The organism is Ohtaekwangia sp. (assembly GCF_036786105.1).
In the GTDB taxonomy this organism is placed as follows: domain Bacteria; phylum Bacteroidota; class Bacteroidia; order Cytophagales; family Cyclobacteriaceae; genus Ohtaekwangia.
In genome coordinates this window covers 76639-100191 of record NZ_DAIQRQ010000006.1, presented here as the reverse complement: position 1 = coordinate 100191, position 23553 = coordinate 76639, and the positions used below count along the sequence as shown (strand labels likewise).

Sequence of the window (23553 nt, the reverse complement as noted above, 5' to 3'; positions counted from 1 at the left end):
GGACAGCGCTTTACCGGATCAAGTTTATGTTAAATAAAAAAAAGCCTCTGCACGGAGTGCAGAGGCTTTTTTCAGCGAAGAGCGTTTCGTTAAGCGGTAACAGACTCTTCTTTGGAAGTATATTCTTCTATTGGCAGACAGCTGCAAACCAGGTTACGGTCGCCATAGGCGTTGTCTACGCGGCTTACGCTGGGCCAGAATTTCGCTTCCCGTACAAACGGCAGCGGATAGGCAGCTTTGCTCCGGCTATATGGACGAGTCCATTCATCGGCGGTAATAACGGCTGCTGTATGCGGCGCATGCTTCAGCACATTTTGCTCTTTATCGGCTTTGCCTTCTTCTATTTCGCGTATTTCGTTGCGTATCTCAATCAGGGCATCTACAAAGCGATCGAGTTCTTCTTTCGGTTCGCTCTCGGTAGGCTCAATCATTAACGTGCCGGCTACGGGGAATGAAACGGTTGGCGCGTGAAATCCATAGTCCATCAAACGCTTCGCTATATCTTCCACTTCTATACCAGCTTTCTTGAAGTCGCGGCAGTCTACGATCATCTCGTGCGCGCAACGACCTTTGGTGCCGGTATACAATATCTTGTAATGCCCTTCCAGGCGATTTTTGATATAGTTGGCGTTCAGGATCGCATAACGCGTTGCATTGGTAAGTCCATCACCCCCCATCATAGCGATATAGGCATACGAAATAGTAAGGATGCTGGCGCTTCCCCACGGAGCAGCCGATACCGCGCTGATCGCTTTATCTCCTCCCGTTTTTACAACGGCATGGCCAGGCAAATAAGCTTTCAGTTTATCGTTGCAGCAGATAGGTCCCATGCCGGGGCCACCACCACCGTGTGGTATACAAAATGTTTTGTGCAGGTTCAGGTGGCAAACGTCAGCACCGATGGTAGCAGGCGAAGTAAGACCTACCTGTGCATTCATGTTGGCACCGTCCATATATACCAGCCCGCCATTGGCGTGAATGGTTTCGCAGATCTCCATAATAGACTCTTCAAATACCCCGTGCGTAGACGGATATGTTACCATGAGGCAGGAGAGCTTATCTTTATACTGCTCTGCTTTTGCTTTCAGATCAGCTACATCGATCTTGCCTTCTTCATCTGATTTTACCACAACCACATCCATACCCGCCATCACAGCGCTGGCAGGATTGGTGCCGTGTGCGGATGCCGGTATAAGCGATATTGTGCGATGGGCATCACCGCGATCTTCATGGTACGCGCGGATTATCATCAGCCCTGCATATTCGCCTTGTGCACCACTGTTGGGTTGCAAGGATACACCGGTAAATCCGGTGATCTCTTTCAGCCAGTTCTCCAGGTTGGTAGTAAGCTCCGTATAGCCTTGTGTCTGATCGGCAGGAGCGAACGGATGTATATTTCCAATTTCCGGCCAGGTTACCGGCATCATTTCAGCTGTAGCGTTCAATTTCATGGTACATGATCCCAACGAGATCATCGAGTGTACCATAGAAAGATCTTTATTTTCGAGACGCTTGATATAGCGCAGCATCTCGTGCTCGGAGTGATGCATGTTGAAAACCGGATGTGTTAAGAATGCCGATTTTCTAACCAGTGCAGCAGGCCAGTGCAGTTGCTGTCCGTTAGAGGAAGCATGTGTGAGCTTCTTGCCTTCAGCGGCAGCAAAGATTTCTGCGATAACGGCTATATCTTCAACCGATGTTGTTTCATCAAGCGATATACCGATGTGGTTATCGGTAAAGTAACGGAAGTTTATTTCGCGTTTCAGCGCTTCACGCTCTACAGCTTTTTTATCGGTAACGGCTACTTTGATTGTGTCAAAGTAATTTTCATTCACTTGCTTCAGTCCGAGTGCTTTCAAATTGTTTTCGAGCGATTGCGCGAGGCCATGAATGCGACCAGCAATTTTCTTTAGCCCTTCTGCACCGTGATATACTGCATACATACCGGCCATTACCGAAAGTAGCACCTGCGCAGTACAGATGTTTGATGTGGCTTTCTCTCTGCGGATGTGTTGCTCACGTGTTTGTAAAGCCATGCGATAGCCTGAATTTCCGGAAGCATCGATAGAGGCTCCGATAATTCTTCCCGGCATCTGGCGCTTGAATTCATCTTTGGTGGCAAAGAATGCAGCGTGTGGTCCGCCGAATCCCATCGGTACACCGAAGCGTTGTGATGAACCTACCACTACATCAGCGCCCATCTCGCCCGGAGATTTTGCCAGCACCATGCTCATGATGTCTGCTGCCATAACAACAAACACATCTTTCTCATGTGCCGATGCATTGAAGGATGTATAGTCTTTCAGCTCACCGTTGTTGTTCGGGTTCTGAATAAATACAGCGAAGAGGTTGGCATCTGTTACATCTACTGTATTGATATCGCCAACCACAAGTTCAACACCAATTGGTGTTGCGCGTGTCTTCAGCAGATCGATTGTCTGCGGAAATGTATGTTGGTCTACAAAGAATTTATGTGCGTTCTTCTTGGAAGCTTTGCGCGAAGCATAGAGCAGGTGCATGGCTTCAGCAGCTGCGGTGCCTTCATCCAGCAACGAGGCATTGGCAATTTGCATACCGGTAAGGTCTATCACCATGGTCTGGTAGTTGATCAACGCTTCCAGTCTTCCCTGGGCAATCTCTGCCTGGTAAGGCGTGTAGGCTGTATACCATCCCGGGTTTTCGAGAATATTGCGCAGAATTACTCCCGGAGTGATGGTGTTGTAATAGCCTGTTCCGATAAATGATTTATAGACTTTGTTTTTAGAAGCCAGTTTTTTGAAGTTCTGCAGAAACAGGTATTCCGATTGGGCTGCCGGCAGGTTCAACGGCTTCTTTAACCGGATGGCAGAAGGAATGGTCTGATCGATCAGTTCATCAATCGATTTAGCCTTTATAACCTGCAGCATTTGCTCAACCTGGTGTGCATCAGGGCCGATGTGTCTGCTTTCAAACTTCTCGGAGTATCGGGAGTCAATATTCATTATAGTGTATGATTTTCAGTTGTTTAGGTGATTGAATGGCGCATGAGTTATTGGGCCACAAAGGTAACAGTTAACGCGGAAGCGCGGAAGTGCACGCGCCTGGAAGATTGAAGTAATTGGTGAAATATATTTTCGATGCATCCATCGGTAATTGCGCTTCCTCTCCTGTAAAATCTTTGCCTTTAAGCATCAAACAGTTTCTGCATTACCAAAATTCCTTGGCATCTTGCCAGGATATTGTATTCCCAAAAAACTCATTAATCATGAAGAAGACCATGTGCGTGGTGCTGGCGCTGATAACGGCCGGCCACCTGCTTGCCCAGGATCCGGTCGCGAAAAAATATGGCGACCTGATCACTCCGGCTGACTTAAAAGAAAACTTGTCTATCCTCGCCTCCGATGCGATGGAAGGCCGTGAAACCGGCAAACGCGGACAAAAAATGGCCGCAGCTTTTGTAAAAGCAAACCTTGAAGATTTCGGATTGGCAGGCCCGGTAAATGGCGGCTTTTATCAGAATGTAGAACTTTATACCAGCATGCCCGGTGATATTTATCTGAAAGCCGGTCAAACTAAATTTTCCAATTTCCAGGATATTGTTTTCTATGGCTCATCCGATTCGGGTGGAGATGTAACGGTGCCAACGGTGTTTGTGGGCAAAGGCCGTAAAGAAGATTTTGACCTGATCAACGTAGAAGGAAAAGCCGCTGTGATACAGCAGGGTGCGGAAGAAAATTACCGTGCAGCCTTAACGCTGGCACGCGAACGTAAAGCAAAAGTAGTATTGATCTATAATGAAAATGCGAGTGCCTTTAAAGAGTTTGCAGCGCAATTAAAAGATTACCTCAGCGAGGGTATACTTTCCGTAAAGAAACCTGAAGCTGGTGAGCAACGTGCCGGAGTGTTCTTCATCGCTCAGCCTGTGGCAGCCAAAATATTGAACACTACAATCGAGAAGCTGGGCAAAGCTGTAACAGAAAATACATTGAAGAAAGTGAAGCCTGCCACGATCACGTATAAAACAGCAATGGACATAAAAGTGCTGAAGAGCGATAACGTGCTGGGCTACCTGGAAGGTACTGACAAGAAAGATGAATTGCTGGTGATCTCGGCACATTACGACCATATTGGCAAGAACCGCGGTACGGAAGGCGATCTTATCAACAACGGTGCGGATGATGATGGTTCCGGAACAGTTTCTGTACTGCAACTTGCAAAAGTATTTGCGCAGGCAAAGAAAGAAGGTAAAGGACCAAGAAGAAGTATACTATTCTTGCTGGTAACAGGAGAAGAAAAAGGATTGCTAGGTTCAGATTATTATACACAGCACCCGGTGTTTCCCCTGGAGAGCACAGTAGTGGATTTGAATATCGACATGGTGGGTCGCAGGGATCCTCAACACAAAGACAGCGCTCCGTATGTATATGTGATCGGCTCTGATAAATTATCGACCGAATTACATAACCTGAATGAGCAACAGAACAAGACGTATACAAATCTTATCTTCGATTATACTTACAACGATCAGAATCACCCTGACAGGTTATACTATCGTTCGGATCACTGGAACTTCGCGAAGAATAACATTCCGATTGTGTTCTACTTCGATGGTATACATGAAGACTATCATAAGCCAAGCGATGAAGTGAGCAAAATCGAATTTGATCTGATGGCAAAACGAGCGCAAGCTGTTTTCTACACAGCGTGGGAAATTGCCAACCGCGATCAACGCCTGGTAGCTGACAAGAAATAGAATATATATAGTTACTGATTAAGAAGCGGGTGATGAACCCGCTTTTTTTATGGTAAAAAAATAGCTGTGAATTTTTTATCTTTGAATATGCCAGTGTCGCAAGCAGAACGAAAAAAGAGAATGGACATGTTCTCGAAAGTGAACAGGCTGGCAGCGTCTTTTCATAATGCGAACGTTAAACTGAAGAAAATGACTCCGATAGATTTAGGAGATGAAGAAGTCGTAGCTTTTCTAAGGAGTCTGCAGGAATATGATGTGAAGTATTTACTGATAGGAGGATTTGCTGTTGCTTTTCATGGATATGTTCGGGCAACACATGATCTTGATCTGTGGATCAGAGACGATGCCAGCAACATTGAAAATCTCAGGAAAGTATTAACAAAACACGGAGTAGCAGGCCTGGATGAAATCAGGTCGTTCGAGTTGATTCCAGGCTTCACGCAATTCAGTGTGGGAGACTCCGGATTTATAGTTGAACCTTTGAAGAGTCTGAAAGCTTTCAGTGCGTATGATTTTGATGTGTGTTACGATCGTGCAGATATAGGTTCTTTTCAGGATATAACGTTCCGGGTAATTCATCCGAAAGATCTGTTGAAGGAGAAACAAACTACCAATCGCCCCAAAGACCAGGGCGATATTGAACATCTGAAAAATCTTTCTGAATAGACCTCCCACAGAACTCACAGATGATCACAGAATAAAAATGTATCGTCAGCTAACACACTTCTAGCAGCTGGAAGCCAGTGGCTAGAAGCTTTTTAAAGGGGAACATTCACATGCCGCTCCGCATGGTAGCTGGAGCGAACAAGCGGTCCTGCTTCAACGTATTTCAGGCCGCGTTTCAAGCCTTCTTCTTTATACATCTCAAATGTTTCAGGATGTATATATTCGGCTACTTCCAGGTGCATTTTGGTAGGCTGCAGATATTGACCCAGTGTGAGAATCATCAAGCCATTGGCAGCCAGATCGTCCATGGCTTTGAAAACTTCTTCTTTTGTTTCGCCAAGTCCCAGCATAATACCGGTTTTGGTGCGCATACCTGCTTCGCGGATTCTTTTGATCTGCTCGAGGCTGCGTTCATATTTAGCCTGCGGGCGCACCATGCGATATAGTCGGCCTACCGTTTCCATATTGTGCGAAACAACTTCCTGCTTGCCTTCTATCATTCGGTAAAGTGCATCCCAGTTTCCTTTGGTGTCAGGAATCAGTGTTTCGATGGTTGTTTCAGGACTTACTTTTTTAGTTTCTACAACGGTCTGGTACCAGACTTCGGCACCGCGGTCTTTCAGTTCATCGCGGTTTACAGATGTAATCACTGCATGCTTTACGCCCATCAGCTTTATCGCTTCGGCTACACGCTTGGGTTCTTCCACATCATATTCGGTAGGTCTTCCGGTAGCAACAGCGCAGAACGTACAGCTGCGTGTGCATACATTACCAAGAATCATGAACGTGGCCGTGCCGGCTCCCCAGCATTCGCCCATGTTAGGGCAATTACCGCTTTCGCAGATCGTATGAAGTTTATAATTGTCGACCAGTTTGCGCACTTTGGCATATTCTGGCCCTACCGGCAATTTAACGCGAAGCCAGTCCGGTTTGCGTTTGCGGGTCTCTTCCTGCGAAATGACGGGTAATTCGATCATGACGATATAATTAGGCGTTAGCGATTGCCCAGTAACCGGTAATCGCTAACACTTAACGGTGATTACTTTCCAATAAGTTCCTTGTATTGAGCAGCTGTAAGCAGACCGTCTGCTGAGCCAGTGATCTGGACTTTGATCATCCAGCCATCTCCGTATGGATCTTCGTTTACTTTTTCAGGGCTGCCATCGAGTATCGCGTTTACTTCCAATACTTTACCGGCAACCGGCATATACAGGTCTGATACAGTCTTTACAGCTTCAACTGTTCCGAAGATATCATGTTCGGCTACATCTTGTCCAACTGTTGTAATATCAACGTAAACGATGTCGCCAAGCTCGCTCTGAGCAAAATCAGTGATGCCAACAGTCGCAGTGTTACCTTCGATTTTAACCCATTCGTGGTCTTTGGTATACTTCAGTCCTTCCGGGATGTTCATGAGTATTCAGTTTTTTAGGTGCGGGCAAAAATAACGCAAAGTGTTTAAAGTTCAAGGGTTCAGGTTTAAGGTTCAAGGTTTAAAGTTCAAGGTTGAACAACCCTAAACTTTAAACTTTAAACCTTGAACTTTAAACTTTAAACTGAAAAGCTACTGAGCCAGGCTAAACCTGATCTGTGCGCCCATGCGCGTGGTTGCCCTGCGGTAGGAGTTGGAAACCTGCGGCTCGTTAATGGTGCGCTCAAAATAAAGCTGGATGTTCAGCTTCTGGTTCACCACGTAGCTGATGTTAGGACGCAGTTGGAAGTTAATGTTACCATTCGTGATAATGTTCAACTCATCAATCTTGCGCTGAATGGTTTTTGTATTGCCTACTGTTAAGTTCATGCGGAACGTAACATCATTCTTTAGTACTACTGTACGACCTTGCGTTTTGAACGGCAGCTTCATGTTGTTTTTGGTATAGCCCAATTCAAATGAGAAATCTTTACTGTTCATCTCGGTAATCTGTGCGTTGGAAACCGTGAGCGACAGGTCACGCTTTGTTTTATACTGGAAGTTGGCAGAGAGTCTTCCCTTGGTGCGCATGCTGATACCGATCAGTGGAGCGAACGTTTCGGAGATCATTACCTGGCTGATTACATATACCGGCACAAGCTTACCATCAGACTGCTTGCTGGCAAAGTAGCTGTTGTTATAATCAGTTACCGGCCGGTTTAACAGGAGGCGGTCTACATCGCCCACTACATTTGGATCAAGTGAGTTTGAATAATTCAAAACTGAATAGGATGACTGATACGCGTGCGATACAGTGAATGACTGAAATATATTTTTAAATGCTTCTAATTTGTTCAATCCATTATAGTCGAGACGCCAGTTAGGCAGTGGTGTTTTCGGGAAAGGGGAGAGGCCCATCTTGTTTACATCTTTGCCGGTATAGGCAGCAATGAAGGCAGGGATTAATACATCCTGTGAGGTAGTATCGTATGTCTCGCCCGGGTTTACTTGTTCCAGTCGCGATTTCATTTCAAGCAGGTTGCTTTCGAATGTATGAAACACCGATGACTCCACTTTGTTGTTACTGCTGTTAAAGGCCGTTTTTATACTGATGGTGGATATACGATAACTTCCGCTTCGGTTCGGGCTTAAATCTGCATAGAAGGTTGATGTTCCTGTGCTGTCGGCATTGCGAAATATAGACTGGAACATACTGGTTATATCTTTCTTCAGATCAAGCTGTATTTTCAGATCGGTTGAAGGCTCTATGTTTGCCCGCATGGATATACTCTGTGTTCTGGTCTGGCTGAAGGGCAGCGACAATTCACGGTTATCGGTAAGCCATCCGTTATCTCCTGCACGTTTGCGTATTTCAGGATTCTGGCTGCCCAACACAAAACCCCACCCCGGAGCATTCCAGTCTTTATCCATACCAAAGAATTTCGGTGTTTTACTAAAGCCCGGAAGTATAGTGCCTTCGGTAAGCGAATAGGTAGCATTGATCGAGCGCACCGACATCAGCATGCGGAAAAATCCTTTTACAAGGCCAGGCATTTCTGCAGGAGCTTTTACCGTATCGGCTTTCGCCTGTTGCTGCTGCTGCTTCGCCTGCTGCACACGTTGTTGTACCGACATGGGGCGTTTAGGCGTGTTCAGCTCCTTGAGGAATTTTACTTTGTTATACAGTTTTACCAGATCAATTTTTCCGGAAAAATTCTGATCGCGGCTGTTTTGTATGGTGTTCCTGAAATCAAATTCATCCGGCAGGTCATCGGGCAGATGCAGCGAGTCCGGGCGATTGACAGGCCCTGCCTTCCAGTTATAGCTTGCCTGATAGCGATAGTCAGCACCAAGCCAATCGGTAGCCGGTATCTTATCCAACGGCAATGTATAATTTACCGTGACACTCTGATCGAAGTTCTTCATACGACCCAGGCGTTTCAGGTTATGCCAGATACTATCTTTCTTCTCTTGCGTATCGATCTCTCCGAGAGGTTCATCGATAATCGCATTCGCACGTGAAGCATATTCGAACGACAGGTTTTTCGAGAAATTCCATCGAACATTATACTGCCGGTCGAACGTAAAATACTTCATGTAGTTGGCGGGCGACTCAATGAAATTGCCGGTGCCATCCGGATTGCGATAGGAAGTCTTGGTAAACGACCGGTTCAGGTCTGCCCGTATACCAATGCTGCTGGGCATTAGACTGAAATTGAAATCCTTGATCAACTTTAACCAGGGTGAGTTTAATCCTTTCGAATTTTTAAAAGGTTCTATACCCGTTGCCTTCGGAGTAAAAGTATAAGCTATAGATCCCTTCTGCTGTTTCTGGAAGGATTCGGCTGTGTTGAAATTATGACGCAGGCGATCACTATACGAATAGCTGAACGAAAAATTCTCAATGTCCCATAAATGCGAAGGTGCATCGGGCTTCACTTTTACTTTGCGCACGTTTACAAAGTTTAAACTTCGCCCGATCGTCTGGTCTTTTACAATGTTGAGATAGTTGGAGCGCTGATCGTCCTTAAAGGATTGCAGCGCAGCATCCAGTTTTAAGTCGGGGTTAGCAGGATCGTATAGCGGAGTAATCGTAGTTTTCTCATAGCTCACGAACATCGGTATTTTTATACCCGTGTTGCCCGGCAAAAGTTTATCGACATTTACGTTGGCAGATATATCATAACCCGTAGTCTGGTCGCGGGTACGCTCGGATATTTTGGAGCTTACACCACCAAAGCCAAAACCTGTGTGATGTACTGCACCGGTAATAGTGGCGAAGTCTGCAAGCTTGGCGCTGAGTGTAGCGTTGGCTGCCCAGCCCGGTGTTCGGTTAAATTCTGTAACACGCAATTCGTTGGCCCAGATACATACCTGGTAAGAACGCTTATCGTCTGTACGTGGATTGCGCACACCAATCATCAGCGATTGTACGGTGGTAAGGTCAGGTCGCCCGAAAACGCGGATACGATGTCGCCCTACTTCTCTTCCTTCTATCGGGTAAAATTGATTAAGCGATATATTTTCACGGTCGCGGTCGGCCTTCAGTCTTCGCAGTTCATCCAATGCTAAATCGATCTCATTTTCTTCGGGCCATACAGAACGTTCCCTGTCTCCGGTTACGGGTGTAGAGGTAATCTTTAGCGGTATTTCGATTTCATAGAAGTTAGAGTCAAGATCTTTACCCAGGCGGAGGAATGCGCGAAGATCATCGTCATGTGCATTTTGGCTATGTGCCGAGAAATACATTTTGATGCGGCCATAATTGAACAGATCGACAGACATGTTCTTGAACATAGCACGTGCATCGCCATCGCGTACGTCATCCGCGCAAAGCTGTGCTGACTGTTCATTAAGCTGGCGGGGTACAGATGATGTATTATCACGGTCGCGCACAACGCCCGGAGGAATTACATACGGTGGCTTGTTATCATTGCCTGCACCATTCTCTTCCAGATTTACCACCGATACCATAAAGTCGTCAGTAGTTTGCTCGTAGTTTGGCACCAAACCGCCCGATTGCAGGTTGCCGGTATATCTTCTCCAGCGGCTGCCTACCATGCGGAAGTTAGCCATACGCATTACGATCGGATCTTTAAAGCCGGTTAGCAGCATGCGTATATATTTGATAGACTTGAATCCATCGATATTACCATATTGACGTTCTGGTGTGCGCACCGGTATACGTACAAGATACCACGTAACCGTTTCCTTCGAGTTGTTGTTATTAGTAGTGATTTGATCGACCACATACTCACCGCCTACGCGAAGCTGGTTCGGCAGTATATTCATATCATACTCGTAATATTCTTCAAGTTCGCTCAGGGTGTTATCAGCATTCAGATCTTCGTTATCGGGTATAGTAGTGGCAGCACGTGCAATGAGATCGCCGCCGGTAATGATGGGTGAGTTGCCATCCATACCGTTAAAGTCTTTATAGCGTTGCAGAATTTTAGCGTTGAGATTACCACCATCAAATTCGCTATCGAAATAATAGCGGAAGTTATCGGCGGATGGATCTTGCCGCGCTTTCTCCCGGGCAGTAGGGCTGGTAATTTTGTTCAGAAATTTATCGTTGAAGAATGTCTGTTCGTTGGTGGTAGACATACCATCCAACCCCACGTCCTGATTCTCTCTTGAACTGGCCTCGTTATTAAATGAACTTGTCAGGTATTGTTGTGTAGTAACGTAGCCCCATTCGTTGGTTACAACGTTATCAGGAGTGAGTTGTCCGTTCGGAGGCAATCCGTTTTCAAAAGCATGTTTCGAATCGAGGATCACATCTTCCGATATACTTCCCAATTGAAATACAAGGCGCCCCCCGGTAGCATGCTTGGGTGTTCCGTTACCATCATTAATAAGACCGTTGTTTCCCTGGATGAATGGATCGAGCATCCAGAATTCAATGTATTCAATATTGGCTTTGTCGAAGTCAACTTCGGTTCTTACGGCGCTGGTTATACCTCCCCAGTTCTGTTCCGGGTTGGTAAGAAATCCATCATTGTCAAGCGATGGAGAATAATTATACGGACCGCGTTCTTTGGGATAATAGGCTATATCAAAGATCTGTTCATAAAATATACCTTGATTCAACTGGCGGTTGGGAAATATTTCCTGCGGGCCTACCGGACGAACGTAGTGGTTTTTGAGATCGTCATCAGAAATATTATCGGGCTTGAACCGGCCACCAGTTCTGTAAAACTGATTGTCGACTGAATACCATGCGATCTTTGCGCGTTTGAAACCGGCAGCCAGATCGTTGGTAAGGGTAGGTCCGTAAAAATTATTGGTTGTTTTAGGTGTTGCTGCAAGTTTCCATCCCTGCGGGTTCATCAAAGTATAGGGCGTTGCCGAATTTTCGAAGTCATCGATATACCCGGTGCCCTGCCCGTTAATCACGTTGGATGTTCCGGGTAAAAGCTGTGCAAATTCGCCGGTAACATTTACAGTGGATTGTTCTTTAGTTTGTAGAAATGGAAGTGCATCAACAATCTTGGTGAGCATGCGGCTCTTTTTATTCATGTTGAAGTCAAAACCATATTGAATATTGCGGGCAGGCTCCGTGCCAATCTGGTTACGGCTAATGATGGGCCGTTCGTTATAGTATAGTAACGTAGAGCCGAGGTTTACATCATCATTTAATTTATAATCGAGGCGTGTACCGAGTAAGCTTCGCGTCTGGAATGCAAACGGATCTGACTGTTCGTATTGGACTTCTATTTTTTTTCCTGAGCTTAATATCGCATCGTTCAGGATTGTTACCTTTCCGAAGGTATAGTCTACCACGTAATCTGTTCCTTCATTCAGGGGTATACCACCGGCATATAGTTTTACGGATCCCTGCGATACACCAAAACCCGGAATCAGAATTTCTTTAGACGATCCGGCATTGTATGTACCCATCAGGTAAAATTTGTTCTTGGTGGTATATAGCTCGGCATCCGCTTTTGTTGTGTTGTATAGCGAGTCGTAGGAGTATTTCTGTATCAGGTAGCTCTCGTTGGGTTCGCCTCTGAAAGCTCTTTTCAACCCATCGCTAAAGGGCTTCAGGTAAGGAAAGATGATGGCACCGGTTTGTGTGTTGATCGTGATGTTCTCAACAAAGTCGAAGTTACCATCGCGGCCCGGGTCGTTTACCGGGTTGAGTCGGTCGAGTCCTAATATTTCAATAAGTTGCTTTTCGCGAAGGGCAGCAGAGCCGTCTTGTAACTGTGGGTTGTTAACACCGGTGCGTGCATCGCGGTATACTATGCGAAGTTGAAATCCATCGCGTGTAAGCTGGCTCACGTTGAGGTTATAGATGTTTTTCATCATCAGATCCCAGGTGGGTATGGGCCTCTTCAACTCATCGCGTATAGCTACTTTTCGCGGGCGCAATAGTTTCAGGAAGATCACTTCGTCATCCTTCAGGTTTGAATAATCTTCCGTTAATTCCCCTACAGTATATACTCGTCCGTTGTATGTATATTGATACGCAACGGCAAGTGCTTCATCATTCTGCAACTTCCGCGAAAGCGTGATATACCCGAGTTGTGGATGGAATGTAAACTCTGTGGGAGCGAGCTTGCGTGCTCCGGTTATTTTTTCAAAATCAGTACCGTTGTTGTTATCACCGGCGAAAAATCCTTCGAGCGTAGCGTTGATGTTATCAGGATTCCGGTCAAATTTTCTCACCTGTCCAAAAAGGTTATTCGAATTATTGCCATTGGGTAGCGTTGAGCCCGCAGAGGTAACCGTTTGTGTGTTGTAAATTACTTTGGGTTCAGCAAGGTCCATCAAACCAATGGCATTGCGCAGCGTTTGTGTATCGTTATTCCGGTTTAACACATATACTTCTACACGTGTTACGTTTACGTTCGATACAATCTGCGGTAAGCTGCTGACAGAGCGTTCATAATTGTCGCGGAAGAATTGCCCCAGGAAGAAGTGGCGGTTGTCATCGTAGTTGGATGCTATAATTTCGAATGGGCGTCCTTGTCCGCCATTCGATCCCTGTCCGCCTACATCAATGGAAGATGCTTTACCGCGTTGCGTTGTAGCAATGGTGGTAACGTTCAGTTTACCGAACTGCATACGCGCCTTTACCCCGAAGAGGTTTTGTGCGCCTTGTATCAACGTGTTGTTCAGCGGGAGACTAACGTTACCGATTTCCAGCTTTTGAAGTATATCTTCTTTGAAGCCGGTATATTCAACCTTCATGTTGTTCTGAAAGTCGAATGAATTGTTGTTATCGAAATTGGCAGTAACCGCGAGTTTCTCACCGATCTTGCCCACTACGCTCATGTTGATCTGCTGATCGAATTCAAAACCTCCATTACGCTGCTGGCGAATAGGAAGGGTAGGGTTGAACATGCGTTGAAAAGACGCGCCGAAGTCGAGCGTAACAAATCCGCGCGGTACCAGTTCTATATAGCTGCCACCGAAAATGCGATCGAGCACCGGGCTCAGAAATATTTTAGGAACAAACCCGCGGCCGCTCACCGGGCTCTCGCCATCCTGCGCCTTGGCCCGGCCCTGCCAGTAACTTTTTAATATCTGCCGATCCTGGTATTGTTTAAATTCCTCAAACGACATACTGGAAGCAGGCCGGTAGTTGAGGTTTCCTATCTTTTCGTAAATGGTATAGTTGAGCGCTGTATCGATCTCCACATCCAGTTTCATCTGATTGGGATCTTTCAGATATAGCGGTGATTCAGTCTGACGGTTGGAGAACGGATCTCCGTATCGGTCGGATGGCCTGTACGTTGGGCGCTTGTCTGGTTTATAGGGGAGATTGCGCGTAGTATCAGAAGATACACGCGTGGTGTCTTGCCGCTGCGCAATTGCATCGTCGGCCAGCCAAAAGAAGCTGAGCCATGCAATGATAACGCGGCCAAGCTTGAGGGTAACGTGGGGTTGTAGAGTAAAGACTCTCAAGCGTCTAGGCGTTTTTTAGGGCTTGTTTAACTAAATTTTCTAAGGTAATGGTATTTCCTGATTTTTTCAGGACGGCATCTACACTTTTCTCTGCAGTTGCTTTGGGCAGACCCAACACAAGCAAAGCAGATAACGCTTCTTTGCGCAGGGTATTGTGAGGGCCTGACGAAATAGTAGGTTGACTTTCTTCCCAGTTTTCTTTTTTGAGTTTGTCGCGTAACTCAATGATTACGCGCTGCGCGGTTTTCCCTCCTATACCTTTTATACTTTGCAAGGCTGCAGCATCTTCGCGCACGATGGCTGACTTTAATTCCTGGCTGTTCATATAGGAGAGCATGACCACTGCTGTGCTTGGGCCGACTCCGTTTACCGATATCAGTTGTTGAAACAGCCGTTTCTCTGATTCGGCACTGAAACCGAATAATACATGGGCGTCTTCGCGTATAGCAAGATGTGTATGAAGCATGATGTTTTCCTGCTCCTTGATATCTGAAAAAGTTTGAAGTGAAATATGAACCAGATAGCCCACACCATTGACATCGATCACAACGTGCGTTGGGTCTCGGTGAACGAGTCTCCCTTTAAGGAATGCAATCATAGGTTAAAAAATATAGGGTTGTTTGGGTTTACAAAGATTGCAAAAGAATCGAAACAAGAAAGTGCAGAATTCTATAGGAACTATACATTTCCTGTATTTATAGCGATGCGGTTTTGAAGCGGCAATTAATTCTACAATGCAATGCTGGTACGGTATATCACAGATTGCATTCTGCATTTTTTAAGGCCTGCATGCTGCGATCGCATGCGCTGTACCCGGTGCTTAAAAAAAATATAGCATATTATGGGGGATGACTGGGGCACAAAATCAGTAATTAATATGCCGTATAACAAGGCAACAAGGCTCGTTAACCGGTGGATACAATGGGCTCGAAATTTATGCAAACGATGTAAGAATTTTTTCACCAGAATAAACTCCGGGCCGGCACAGGCATTCAGAATTTTCCTACGAGGATGTTGTAAGAATTTGTTCTTCAGTAAGTTGACTGTATTTCAGGCGTGAGCCGAAGAGATGGTGTTAACTTATTGTAAACAATTTGTGGAAAGATTTAAACGTGCTTTAAAGTTTAATTGTGAGGCTTCCGATACTTTTGCCGAACTCTTACGAAACCATTAATCTAAAATTAAACTATGCGGAGAATTCTACTTCTAACCCTAACCTTTATGCTGGTAGGTGCTTCGGCCCTGTTGGCACAGGTTACCACTTCCTCCATTGCGGGGATTGTAATTGATTCCAAGGGTGAGGCCCTGCCGGGAGCTACGGTGGTGGCAACTCACACTCCTTCCGGAACTACGTATGGAACCACAACACTTGCCGATGGCCGGTATACATTGCCCGGTATGCGTGTAGGTGGTCCGTATACTGTAAAAGTATCTTTCGTAGGCTATAAGGAGCAGGTATTTGAAAATATATTCCTGAACCTCGGTGTTACAGCCGATGTGAACGTAAAGCTGGCTGACGAAAGCACTGAACTGAGCGAAGTTGAAGTGGTTGCTACCCGCAATGATATCTTCAGTTCAGATCGCACCGGCGCTGCTACATCTTTCAGCAGAAACAACATCAACAGCCTTCCTACCATTGGCAGAACTGTGAACGATATTGTGAAGTATAATGCTTACGGTAACGGTAGCTCATTTGCCGGCCAGGATAGCCGCTTCAACAACTTTACTATTGACGGTTCTGTGTTTAACAACGGTTTTGGTCTGGGTAGTTCTGCACAGGCCGGCGGTCGTACCGGAACAACGGCTGTATCGCTTGATGCATTAGACGAAGTGCAGTTGAACGTAACACCGTTCGATGTGCGCCAGGCAGGTTTTGCAGGTGCGGGTATCAACGCCGTTACGCGCTCCGGTACAAATGACATAACCGGATCGGTATACTACCTGTTCCGCAACAGCAAGCACGACATGGTGGGTAAGAAAGCAGACGGACAAAGTCTGCCCCCGGTAAGCATCAATGAGAAAACAACAGGTTTCCGCATTGGCGGACCGATCATCAAGAATAAATTATTCTTCTTTGCGAACGTTGAACAGTTCAAGAGCTCTACGCCTGCATTGGATTGGGTAACTGCAAAAGACGGTGCTTCGGGTAACATCTCCCGCGTTACAGAAGCTGACCTTCTTGATCTCAAGAACTTCATGCAAACTAAATTTAACTTTAATCTTGGCGCCGTTGATAACTTTAACAACAATATAAAAAGTACAAAAGGCTTGTTGCGCCTGGATTATAACATTAACCAGCATCACAAACTTTCTATTCGCTACTCGCACCATAATTCAACATCTGATCAGATCATCAGCAACAGTAGCAGCAGTAACACCGCCGGTAACGGTAACCGTACCAACTCTGCACTGGCTATATCTCCACAGAACACAGGCTATATCATTGAAGATAACACGCGTTCTCTTGCTGCCGAGCTTAACTCTACCTTCGGTGGTAAATTTGCCAATAACTTCGTAGCAACTTACAACAAGCAGATTGAAGACCGATCGTACAAGACTTCTGAGTTTCCTACCATTGATATTTTGAATGGCGGAACAACCTATACTTCCATTGGTTTCGATCCGTTCACCCCAGGCAACAAGCTGAACTATTCTACGCTGAACATTACCGATAACCTGACATACTTTGCCGGTAAGCATACAGTAACATTAGGTATTGCCTACGAACACTTCACGTCTAACAACGTGTTCTTCCCTTCATCAAACGGTGTATATGTATATAACTCAATTGCAGATTTCAAAACTGCAGCGCAGGCGTTCCTGGATCGTCCAAACGACCCGGTATCACCGGTAACAGTAGCACGTTATAACCTGCGTTATTCTTTGTTGCCAAATGGTGCTGATCCGCTGCAGGTGTTGAAAGTAGCTACCTATAGCTTCTATGCACAGGATGAATTCCAGGTGACTGATAAATTGAAAATCACTGGCGGTATCCGTGGAGATGTATTCTCGTATGATAACTCAACGGCAGCCGATTTTACCAACCCGGTAGTCGGTTCTTTGACATTTAAAGATGAGAATAATAACGACTATACTGTTAATACAGGTGCTTTCCCTAAAACACGCCTGCTGATATCACCACGCTTCGGATTTAATTTTGATGTAACCGGTGAGAAGACTACGCAGATCCGCGGTGGAACTGGTTTGTTCGTGTCGCGTATACCGCAGGTATTGGTTTCTAACCAGCTTGGTAACAACGGTGTGAACACAGCCGTGATCAACGTTACCGGTACAACCGCATATCCGTTCAGAACTGATCCAAGCGGTTTTATTCCTACTACTACTGATATTACAAAACTTCCTCCATACGTAGTAAATGCTACCGATCCGAATCTGAAGTATCCTAAAGTATGGAAGTCTAACATCGCCGTAGATCAGCGTCTTCCACTTGGTTTGATCGCTACTGCCGAGTTTATTTACAACAAGAATATTCAGGCACTTCGCTATATCGATGCTAACCTGAACGGTCCTGACCGTACCTTTACCGGTGATGATACACGCGGTCGTTTCCCTGCATCAGGTCTTTCAGGATCTGCGGCAAGCGCAGCACGTTACAGAAATGCAGCCGTTACAAACGTATTTGTGTTGAAGAACACGAAAACAGGGAACTCCTATACAGCTACTGCAAAGATCGAGAAGCCTCTTTCAAAAGGATTCAGCGGTATGGTAGCGTATACATACGGACAAGCCCGCGATATGCAATCGGTGGGTAGCACAGTACAAGCGAATATTCCTACTGTTGCCGGACAAAATTACCTCGGTACTTCTTATGCCGATAACGACCTCCGTCACCGAATCGTAGGGTATGTAAACTATCGCATTGAGTATGGTGAGAAACTGGGTGGTGCTACTATGTTCACGCTCGGTATGTTGTCTAACAGCGGCAGCAAACTTTCTTATACATATGGTAACGACCTGAACGGCGATGGTCAGAACAACGACTTGATCTATGTGCCGAACAACGCTTCAGAGCTTTCGTTTGCTCCGCTTACGGTAGGTTCTACTACTTATACTCCAGAGCAACAACAGGCTGCTTTCGATGCCTATATTGATGGTAACAAGTATCTGAAAACCCGCAGAGGTCAATATGCTGAACGTAACGGTGGTTACTATCCCTGGTTAACCCGTTTCGACTTCACATTCATTCAGGAGTTTTACGTGAAAGTTGGGCCTAACGAAAAGAAGAACACTATCCAGTTGCGTGCTGATATTCTGAACGTAGGTAACCTGATCAATAATGCATGGGGTGTTGGTAATGCCTCTACTACCACCAACCCGTTGTCTGTAGCCAGCATTGGTGCAGATGGTAAGCCTGTCTATAAAATTGCTACACAGAACATCAAGAATGGCGATACAACCGAAACAATCTTGTTGAGAGATTCTTTCGTGAAAAGTGCAACGCTAAGCAACGTTTGGCAGGCACAGATCGGTATCCGCTATATCTTTAACTAATTTATATTTAACCGATTTTTAAAGAAGCACCCTTTGCCGGGTGCTTCTTTTTTTATTTATATATCTTCGTGTATTATGAAAAGTATATTTCTTTCTGCTGGTATTCTGCTGTTTGCAGGTGCAGCGTGTATGGCACAATCCAAAACCAATCATTTTGTGCGCACAGGAAAATTACCACTCGTGTGCGGGCACCGTGCAGGGTATTATGCTCAGTTTCCGGAAAACTCTTTGCCGGTAATTGATTATACGGTGCGTAAAAGTAAAGTACAACCTGCCATTGTAGAGGTAGATATACGCAGGAGTAAAGACGGCACACTGTATATATTGCACGATGAAACACTCGATCGTACTACGGACGGGCAAGGTAAGATTGCTGAGCTATCGGATGCTTATTTAAAAACGATACACCTTAAACTTGCCAATGGTGAATTAACGAAGGAGAAGATTCTCACACTTCAGGAATTACTGAAATATGCCAAACATAAAAATGTAATCCTGATGCTTGATATAAAAACAGATGTGTGGAAAGAAACACTGGATGCCGTACATAGAAGTGGTCTTGATAATAAATGCATGGTGCTTACATTCGATCCTGCCGTGAGCAAAAAGGTTTATGATATCACAAAGACAGTGGCTATATCTTGCCTGATCAAGAACGAAGAGCAGTGGAACGATATACAAAAGTTTTCCATACCGGCACATCAACTCATCGCCTATATACATGAAACTACCGATGTTGCCTTAATTGACCAATTAAAAAAGCAAGGTATACCTGTAATGACCGATGTGAGTGAGAATAATAAAGGAAACACCGAAGCAATGGACAAAGATTACTATCGTGACCTGGTAAAGAATAAAAGGCTGGATATTTTAATTACAGATTATCCTGTGGAAGCATCGGAAAAGCTTCAGTAAATATATACTGTATATTAAGTATATATTAGTCATGTATAATTGGTATAGGCGTGCGGTGAGCACGCTTTTTTATTTGCTGGCGGGAAATCCGTACCTTTGTCTTTACTATGTTGGTTTCAGTACAATCCTGGTTGAGAGTTTGTCTCCTCTCAATCGTGGCAATTTCCTGCAATCCGCCTCAAAAAGAAGGTTTTTCTTCTAAAACGGCCGTTCGTATAGACCTTGATGCAATTCGCAAACGAGGCTATTTAAACGCGTTGGTGGATAATAATTCCATCAGTTACTTTATTTATAAAGGTAAACCCATGGGCTATGAATACGAGCTCCTGCAGTTGCTTGCCAAAGAATTGAATGTTAGTCTCAAAATAAAAGTTACCAGTGGTGTAGAGACTGCTATAGATCAGTTAAACAAAGGCGAAGGCGATATTATCGCTTTCCCGATGACCATTAACAAGCCGCGCAAAGAATGGATAGCATTCACACGTCCGTTATTTAATACGTACCAGGTACTTGTTCAACGCAAGCCCGGTAACTGGCGTAAGTTAAATGAAGATCAAATCAACGACAGCGTTATACGCACACCAACGGAGCTTGGTGGCAAAGAAGTATATGTTATAAAAGGTACTAGTCATGAAATGCGCATGCATAATCTTTCGGAAGAGATTGGCACCGATATACTTATTCGCGAAGATTCAGTGACTACGGAAAGCGAAGCTTTGATACGGAAAGTTTCTGTTGGTGAAATAGACTATACGGTAGCCGATCATGCCATAGCGCAGGTAAATGCAGCATACTATCCTAACCTCGACGTAAAAACCGTGCTCAGTGTGCCACAACAGATAGCATGGGGCGTACGTAAAAATTCGCCGGCATTATTGCAATTTGCAGATGCATGGCTTGGCAGAATAAAGAAACAGCCAACGTTTATGGTAATCTATAATCGTTACTTCAAAAGTCCGCGCACATCGCTGGTGCGTATGAAGAGCGATTATTTTTCATACGGCAGCAATCGTTTATCGCCTTACGATGATCTGATAAAGGCCGGAGCAAAAGAGCTTCGCTGGGATTGGCGCCTGCTGGCTTCGGTGGTATACCAAGAATCCAAATTCAATCCGGATGATGAATCGTGGGCCGGCGCACGTGGCCTCATGCAGTTAATGCCCGAAACAGCAAAACGTTTTGGTGCACAGGATCCCACCGATCCCAGGCAAAGTTTATATGCCGGTGTGCGTTATTTGAAATACCTCGACAGGTATTGGAGCAAATCTGTATCAGACTCGGTGCAGCGCCTCAAGTTTGTTTTAGCTTCTTATAACGCGGGCCTGTCGCACGTGCAGGATGCAAAGAAGTTATTACTGAAATATGGGAAAGATAAAGATGTTTCCCTGTGGGACGATAATGTGCAGGTATACCTGCTGAAGAAATCAGAATCAAAATTTTATCGCGACCCCGTTGTATCAGCCGGATATTGTAAGTGTGAAGAACCGGTAAATTATATACAGGATGTATTCGATCGTTACGAAGAGTATAGAACTCATATCAAAAACGATCTGTTTGATGAAAGCGCCATTCAGCATGCTGTAACATCTAATTAATACGTTACCACTTGTTAATTTTTATCACGTTTCAACACGTTAAAAGTGGTTATTTAACGATTGTTTTAGAGTTGTTGTCATAATAACTTTTCCCCATTAATTAAACCCTCAAAAAAATGAAAACTCTCAAAACATTCATGAGGTTATGGCTGTTGCTATGCTTCATGGTGGTTGTGTCGTGCGACCACTGGTGCTCACATCCTCACGCTTGTCGTATTGCTAAAGTTAACTGGGAAGGCAAATGGCACCAGGCTTATTACAGTCCGAGTGGCCGGTTGGTAAAACTGGAAGCAACCGGTAGTAAAATCCTGTTTTATTATGACGGTGCCGATAAACTTACGAAAGCTGAAATATATACTACAGACCCTGTGCCTAAATATACGTATGAGTATATACAGGGGCCCTATGGAATTGTGAAATCGACCATAACAGAATCGGGCGGCTTTGTTCGTACACTCGATTTTCATTACGCATCACCTTCGCGTGTTGATTATTTTGTGGATAGTGAGTTTGGTGGAGCTCCCGGTGACCCAGCTACATTTGTTATTACCAAACAACTCCATTATAGTGGTGGCAACATTACCGTTGTGGATGGTACCGTAAGTGGAAACCTGTTTACTGTATACTCAGGGTTGAAGTACGATAAGAAGGATAACCCATTCTTACACCTGGCAGCAGCCGTTGGTAACCCTGCTTTTTTTCCGGCATGCAACCTGGTGTCGTATCCGGTAGTAGATTATGATATATCTATATTGAGTATATTCTCACAGCACAATCCCAAAAAAGCCCGTTACGATGTAGATGATGGAGCCGTGATTCAGGATCAGGAATTTCAATATGTATACAATGCCGATGCGGTTTCATCTATTCACTGGATTGATACATACGGAAACAAAGACTATGCGTTCGAGTATAATTGTTCGTTCGGTAGCGATGAAGATTAAAAGTGCTATGCGTCCGTCATCAGCCGGGTAACCGCTGAATGATGGAGGAGAGATCCAGCGATTCCCAGCTGTTCTCTATTCCAGGTCTGCTCATCACTTCGTCCATGATCTTCTTTTGTGTACGACTGATCGAGTAGGCCTCGGAATAGCGGATGGAATCGTTGAACGTTACCATGGAATATAGCGGTATCCAGCGATCAGGATACGCTGCATGTAGTTTAGCCTCGATCTTTTTGCGCAGCAGAAAATCTGCATCTGTTACCAGGTCGCGCATCTCAACAAAATTATCCAGTGCCAGTTGTGCAATAGCATCGGTATCCGACTTGCGTTCCTGCTGAAATTCCTGAAGCACTTTTTCCCAATCATCATGATGCCTGTTGAGTAATGCATTCAATATTCGGCAATCTTCAAAACCTGCATTCATGCCTTGTCCATAAAAAGGAACGATGGCGTGGGCAGCATCACCGATCAGTAACGTCTTGTTACGAACCCAGGGAAAGCACTTCATGGTAACTAATGATGAAGTCGGGTTTTGATTAAAGTCCTGCAGCAGGGAAGGCATCAGCTTTGTGGCATCCGGAAAATTCGTGGCAAAGAAATTTTTTATAGCCAGATCTGATGTAAGCGATGCAAAAGACACATCTCCTTCAAACGGAAAGAACAAGGTACAGGTAAAGCTTCCGTCCGGGTTCGGCAGGGCAATCATCATATAGCTTTGACGCGGCCAGATATGCAGCGTATTTTTTTCCAACGGAAAGCCACCGCGCGGCCCTGCCGGGATATGAAGTTCTTTATAGCCATGCGCAATATACTCTTGTGAAAAATCAAAACGATCGAACGATTGTAATGCCTGGCGTATGGCAGAGAATGCTCCATCCGCCCCGATGATATAGTCGAAGATGTGCATCTCCAAATGATTTTCCGGAGACGCAACTGTAAGTGTCGTTCGATCTGTATCAACCTGTATAACACGCTGATTGAAATGCAGTGAAGCACCTTCTGCCTCCGCTTTGTTCATGAGCACGATATTAAGGTTACTGCGTGAAACAGAATTTATATACTGTCCTTCTTTTCCATACGGCTGAAAGGTGAGGTTGCCTTGCAAATCGTGTATCGTACGGCCGTGCATCGGTATAGCTACTGGTTGAATGGCATCCGCCAGTCCGACTTCTTCGAGTGCCCGTATGCCGCGGTTACTCAAGGCGAGGTTGATGGACCGGCCTGTCAGCAATGTGTTTTTGCGCATGTCGGGCCGGCGCTCAAATAACGAAATCCTGTATCCGCGTTTGCGCAAGTATATAGCAAGCAGCGAGCCCACCAATCCTGCGCCAACAATAGCAATGTGTCTGGATTGTGCCATTC

Annotated in this window: 12 protein-coding genes; 6 read left to right on the top strand and 6 right to left on the bottom strand. The window is 45.2% G+C overall.

Going from position 1 to position 23553, the window contains the following annotated elements; genetic code table 11:
* Positions 1–89: 89 nt before the first annotated feature.
* Complete coding sequence (gene gcvP, locus V7Q33_RS04970; protein WP_333819081.1) at positions 90–2981, bottom strand: aminomethyl-transferring glycine dehydrogenase; 2892 nt, start codon at positions 2979–2981, stop codon at positions 90–92.
* A 263-nt stretch (positions 2982–3244) separates the two neighbouring features.
* Between gcvP and V7Q33_RS04965 the strand changes: the two genes are divergently transcribed.
* Entirely contained in the window at positions 3245–4732 is a 1488-nt protein-coding gene (locus V7Q33_RS04965; RefSeq protein ID WP_333819080.1) for a M28 family peptidase, read from the top strand.
* Between the two features lie 66 nt (positions 4733–4798).
* Positions 4799–5398 (top strand): hypothetical protein, encoded by a 600-nt coding sequence (locus V7Q33_RS04960; RefSeq protein WP_333819079.1) that lies wholly within the window; start codon positions 4799–4801, stop codon positions 5396–5398.
* 92 nt (positions 5399–5490) lie between these two features.
* Here V7Q33_RS04960 and lipA read toward each other — a convergent pair whose 3' ends face one another.
* The 4 genes from lipA to ruvA all read right to left on the bottom strand — a co-directional run bounded on the left by lipA (position 5491) and on the right by ruvA (position 14823).
* The gene (lipA, locus tag V7Q33_RS04955) at positions 5491–6375 is read right to left on the bottom strand and encodes a lipoyl synthase (protein WP_331979288.1); all 885 of its coding nucleotides are present in this window, start codon (positions 6373–6375) and stop codon (positions 5491–5493) included.
* A 62-nt stretch (positions 6376–6437) separates the two neighbouring features.
* Positions 6438–6812, bottom strand: coding sequence for a glycine cleavage system protein GcvH (gene gcvH, locus V7Q33_RS04950; protein ID WP_331979286.1), 375 nt, complete (start codon positions 6810–6812; stop codon positions 6438–6440).
* 150 nt (positions 6813–6962) lie between these two features.
* Positions 6963–14225 carry a T9SS outer membrane translocon Sov/SprA gene (sov, locus tag V7Q33_RS04945; RefSeq protein ID WP_333819077.1) on the bottom strand — a complete coding sequence of 2421 codons (7263 nt, stop codon included), beginning with the start codon at positions 14223–14225 and terminating at the stop codon, positions 6963–6965.
* A gap of 4 nt (positions 14226–14229) precedes the next feature.
* The gene (gene ruvA, locus V7Q33_RS04940) at positions 14230–14823 is read right to left on the bottom strand and encodes a Holliday junction branch migration protein RuvA (RefSeq protein ID WP_331979282.1); all 594 of its coding nucleotides are present in this window, start codon (positions 14821–14823) and stop codon (positions 14230–14232) included.
* Positions 14824–15413: 590 nt separating this feature from the next.
* Between ruvA and V7Q33_RS04935 the strand changes: the two genes are divergently transcribed.
* The 4 genes from V7Q33_RS04935 to V7Q33_RS04920 all read left to right on the top strand — a co-directional run bounded on the left by V7Q33_RS04935 (position 15414) and on the right by V7Q33_RS04920 (position 22191).
* Positions 15414–18737 carry a TonB-dependent receptor gene (locus V7Q33_RS04935; protein WP_333819076.1) on the top strand — a complete coding sequence of 1108 codons (3324 nt, stop codon included), beginning with the start codon at positions 15414–15416 and terminating at the stop codon, positions 18735–18737.
* A gap of 75 nt (positions 18738–18812) precedes the next feature.
* Positions 18813–19652, top strand: coding sequence for a glycerophosphodiester phosphodiesterase family protein (locus V7Q33_RS04930; RefSeq protein WP_331979278.1), 840 nt, complete (start codon positions 18813–18815; stop codon positions 19650–19652).
* Between the two features lie 155 nt (positions 19653–19807).
* A complete protein-coding gene (locus tag V7Q33_RS04925) occupies positions 19808–21247 on the top strand; it encodes a transglycosylase SLT domain-containing protein (protein ID WP_331979276.1) in 1440 nt (479 codons plus the stop codon).
* 116 nt (positions 21248–21363) lie between these two features.
* Complete coding sequence (locus V7Q33_RS04920; protein WP_333819075.1) at positions 21364–22191, top strand: hypothetical protein; 828 nt, start codon at positions 21364–21366, stop codon at positions 22189–22191.
* Positions 22192–22210: 19 nt separating this feature from the next.
* Here the strand turns inward: V7Q33_RS04920 and V7Q33_RS04915 are convergent, their stop codons facing one another.
* Positions 22211–23551, bottom strand: coding sequence for an FAD-dependent oxidoreductase (locus V7Q33_RS04915; RefSeq protein ID WP_333819074.1), 1341 nt, complete (start codon positions 23549–23551; stop codon positions 22211–22213).
* Between the last annotated feature and the right edge of the window lie 2 nt (positions 23552–23553).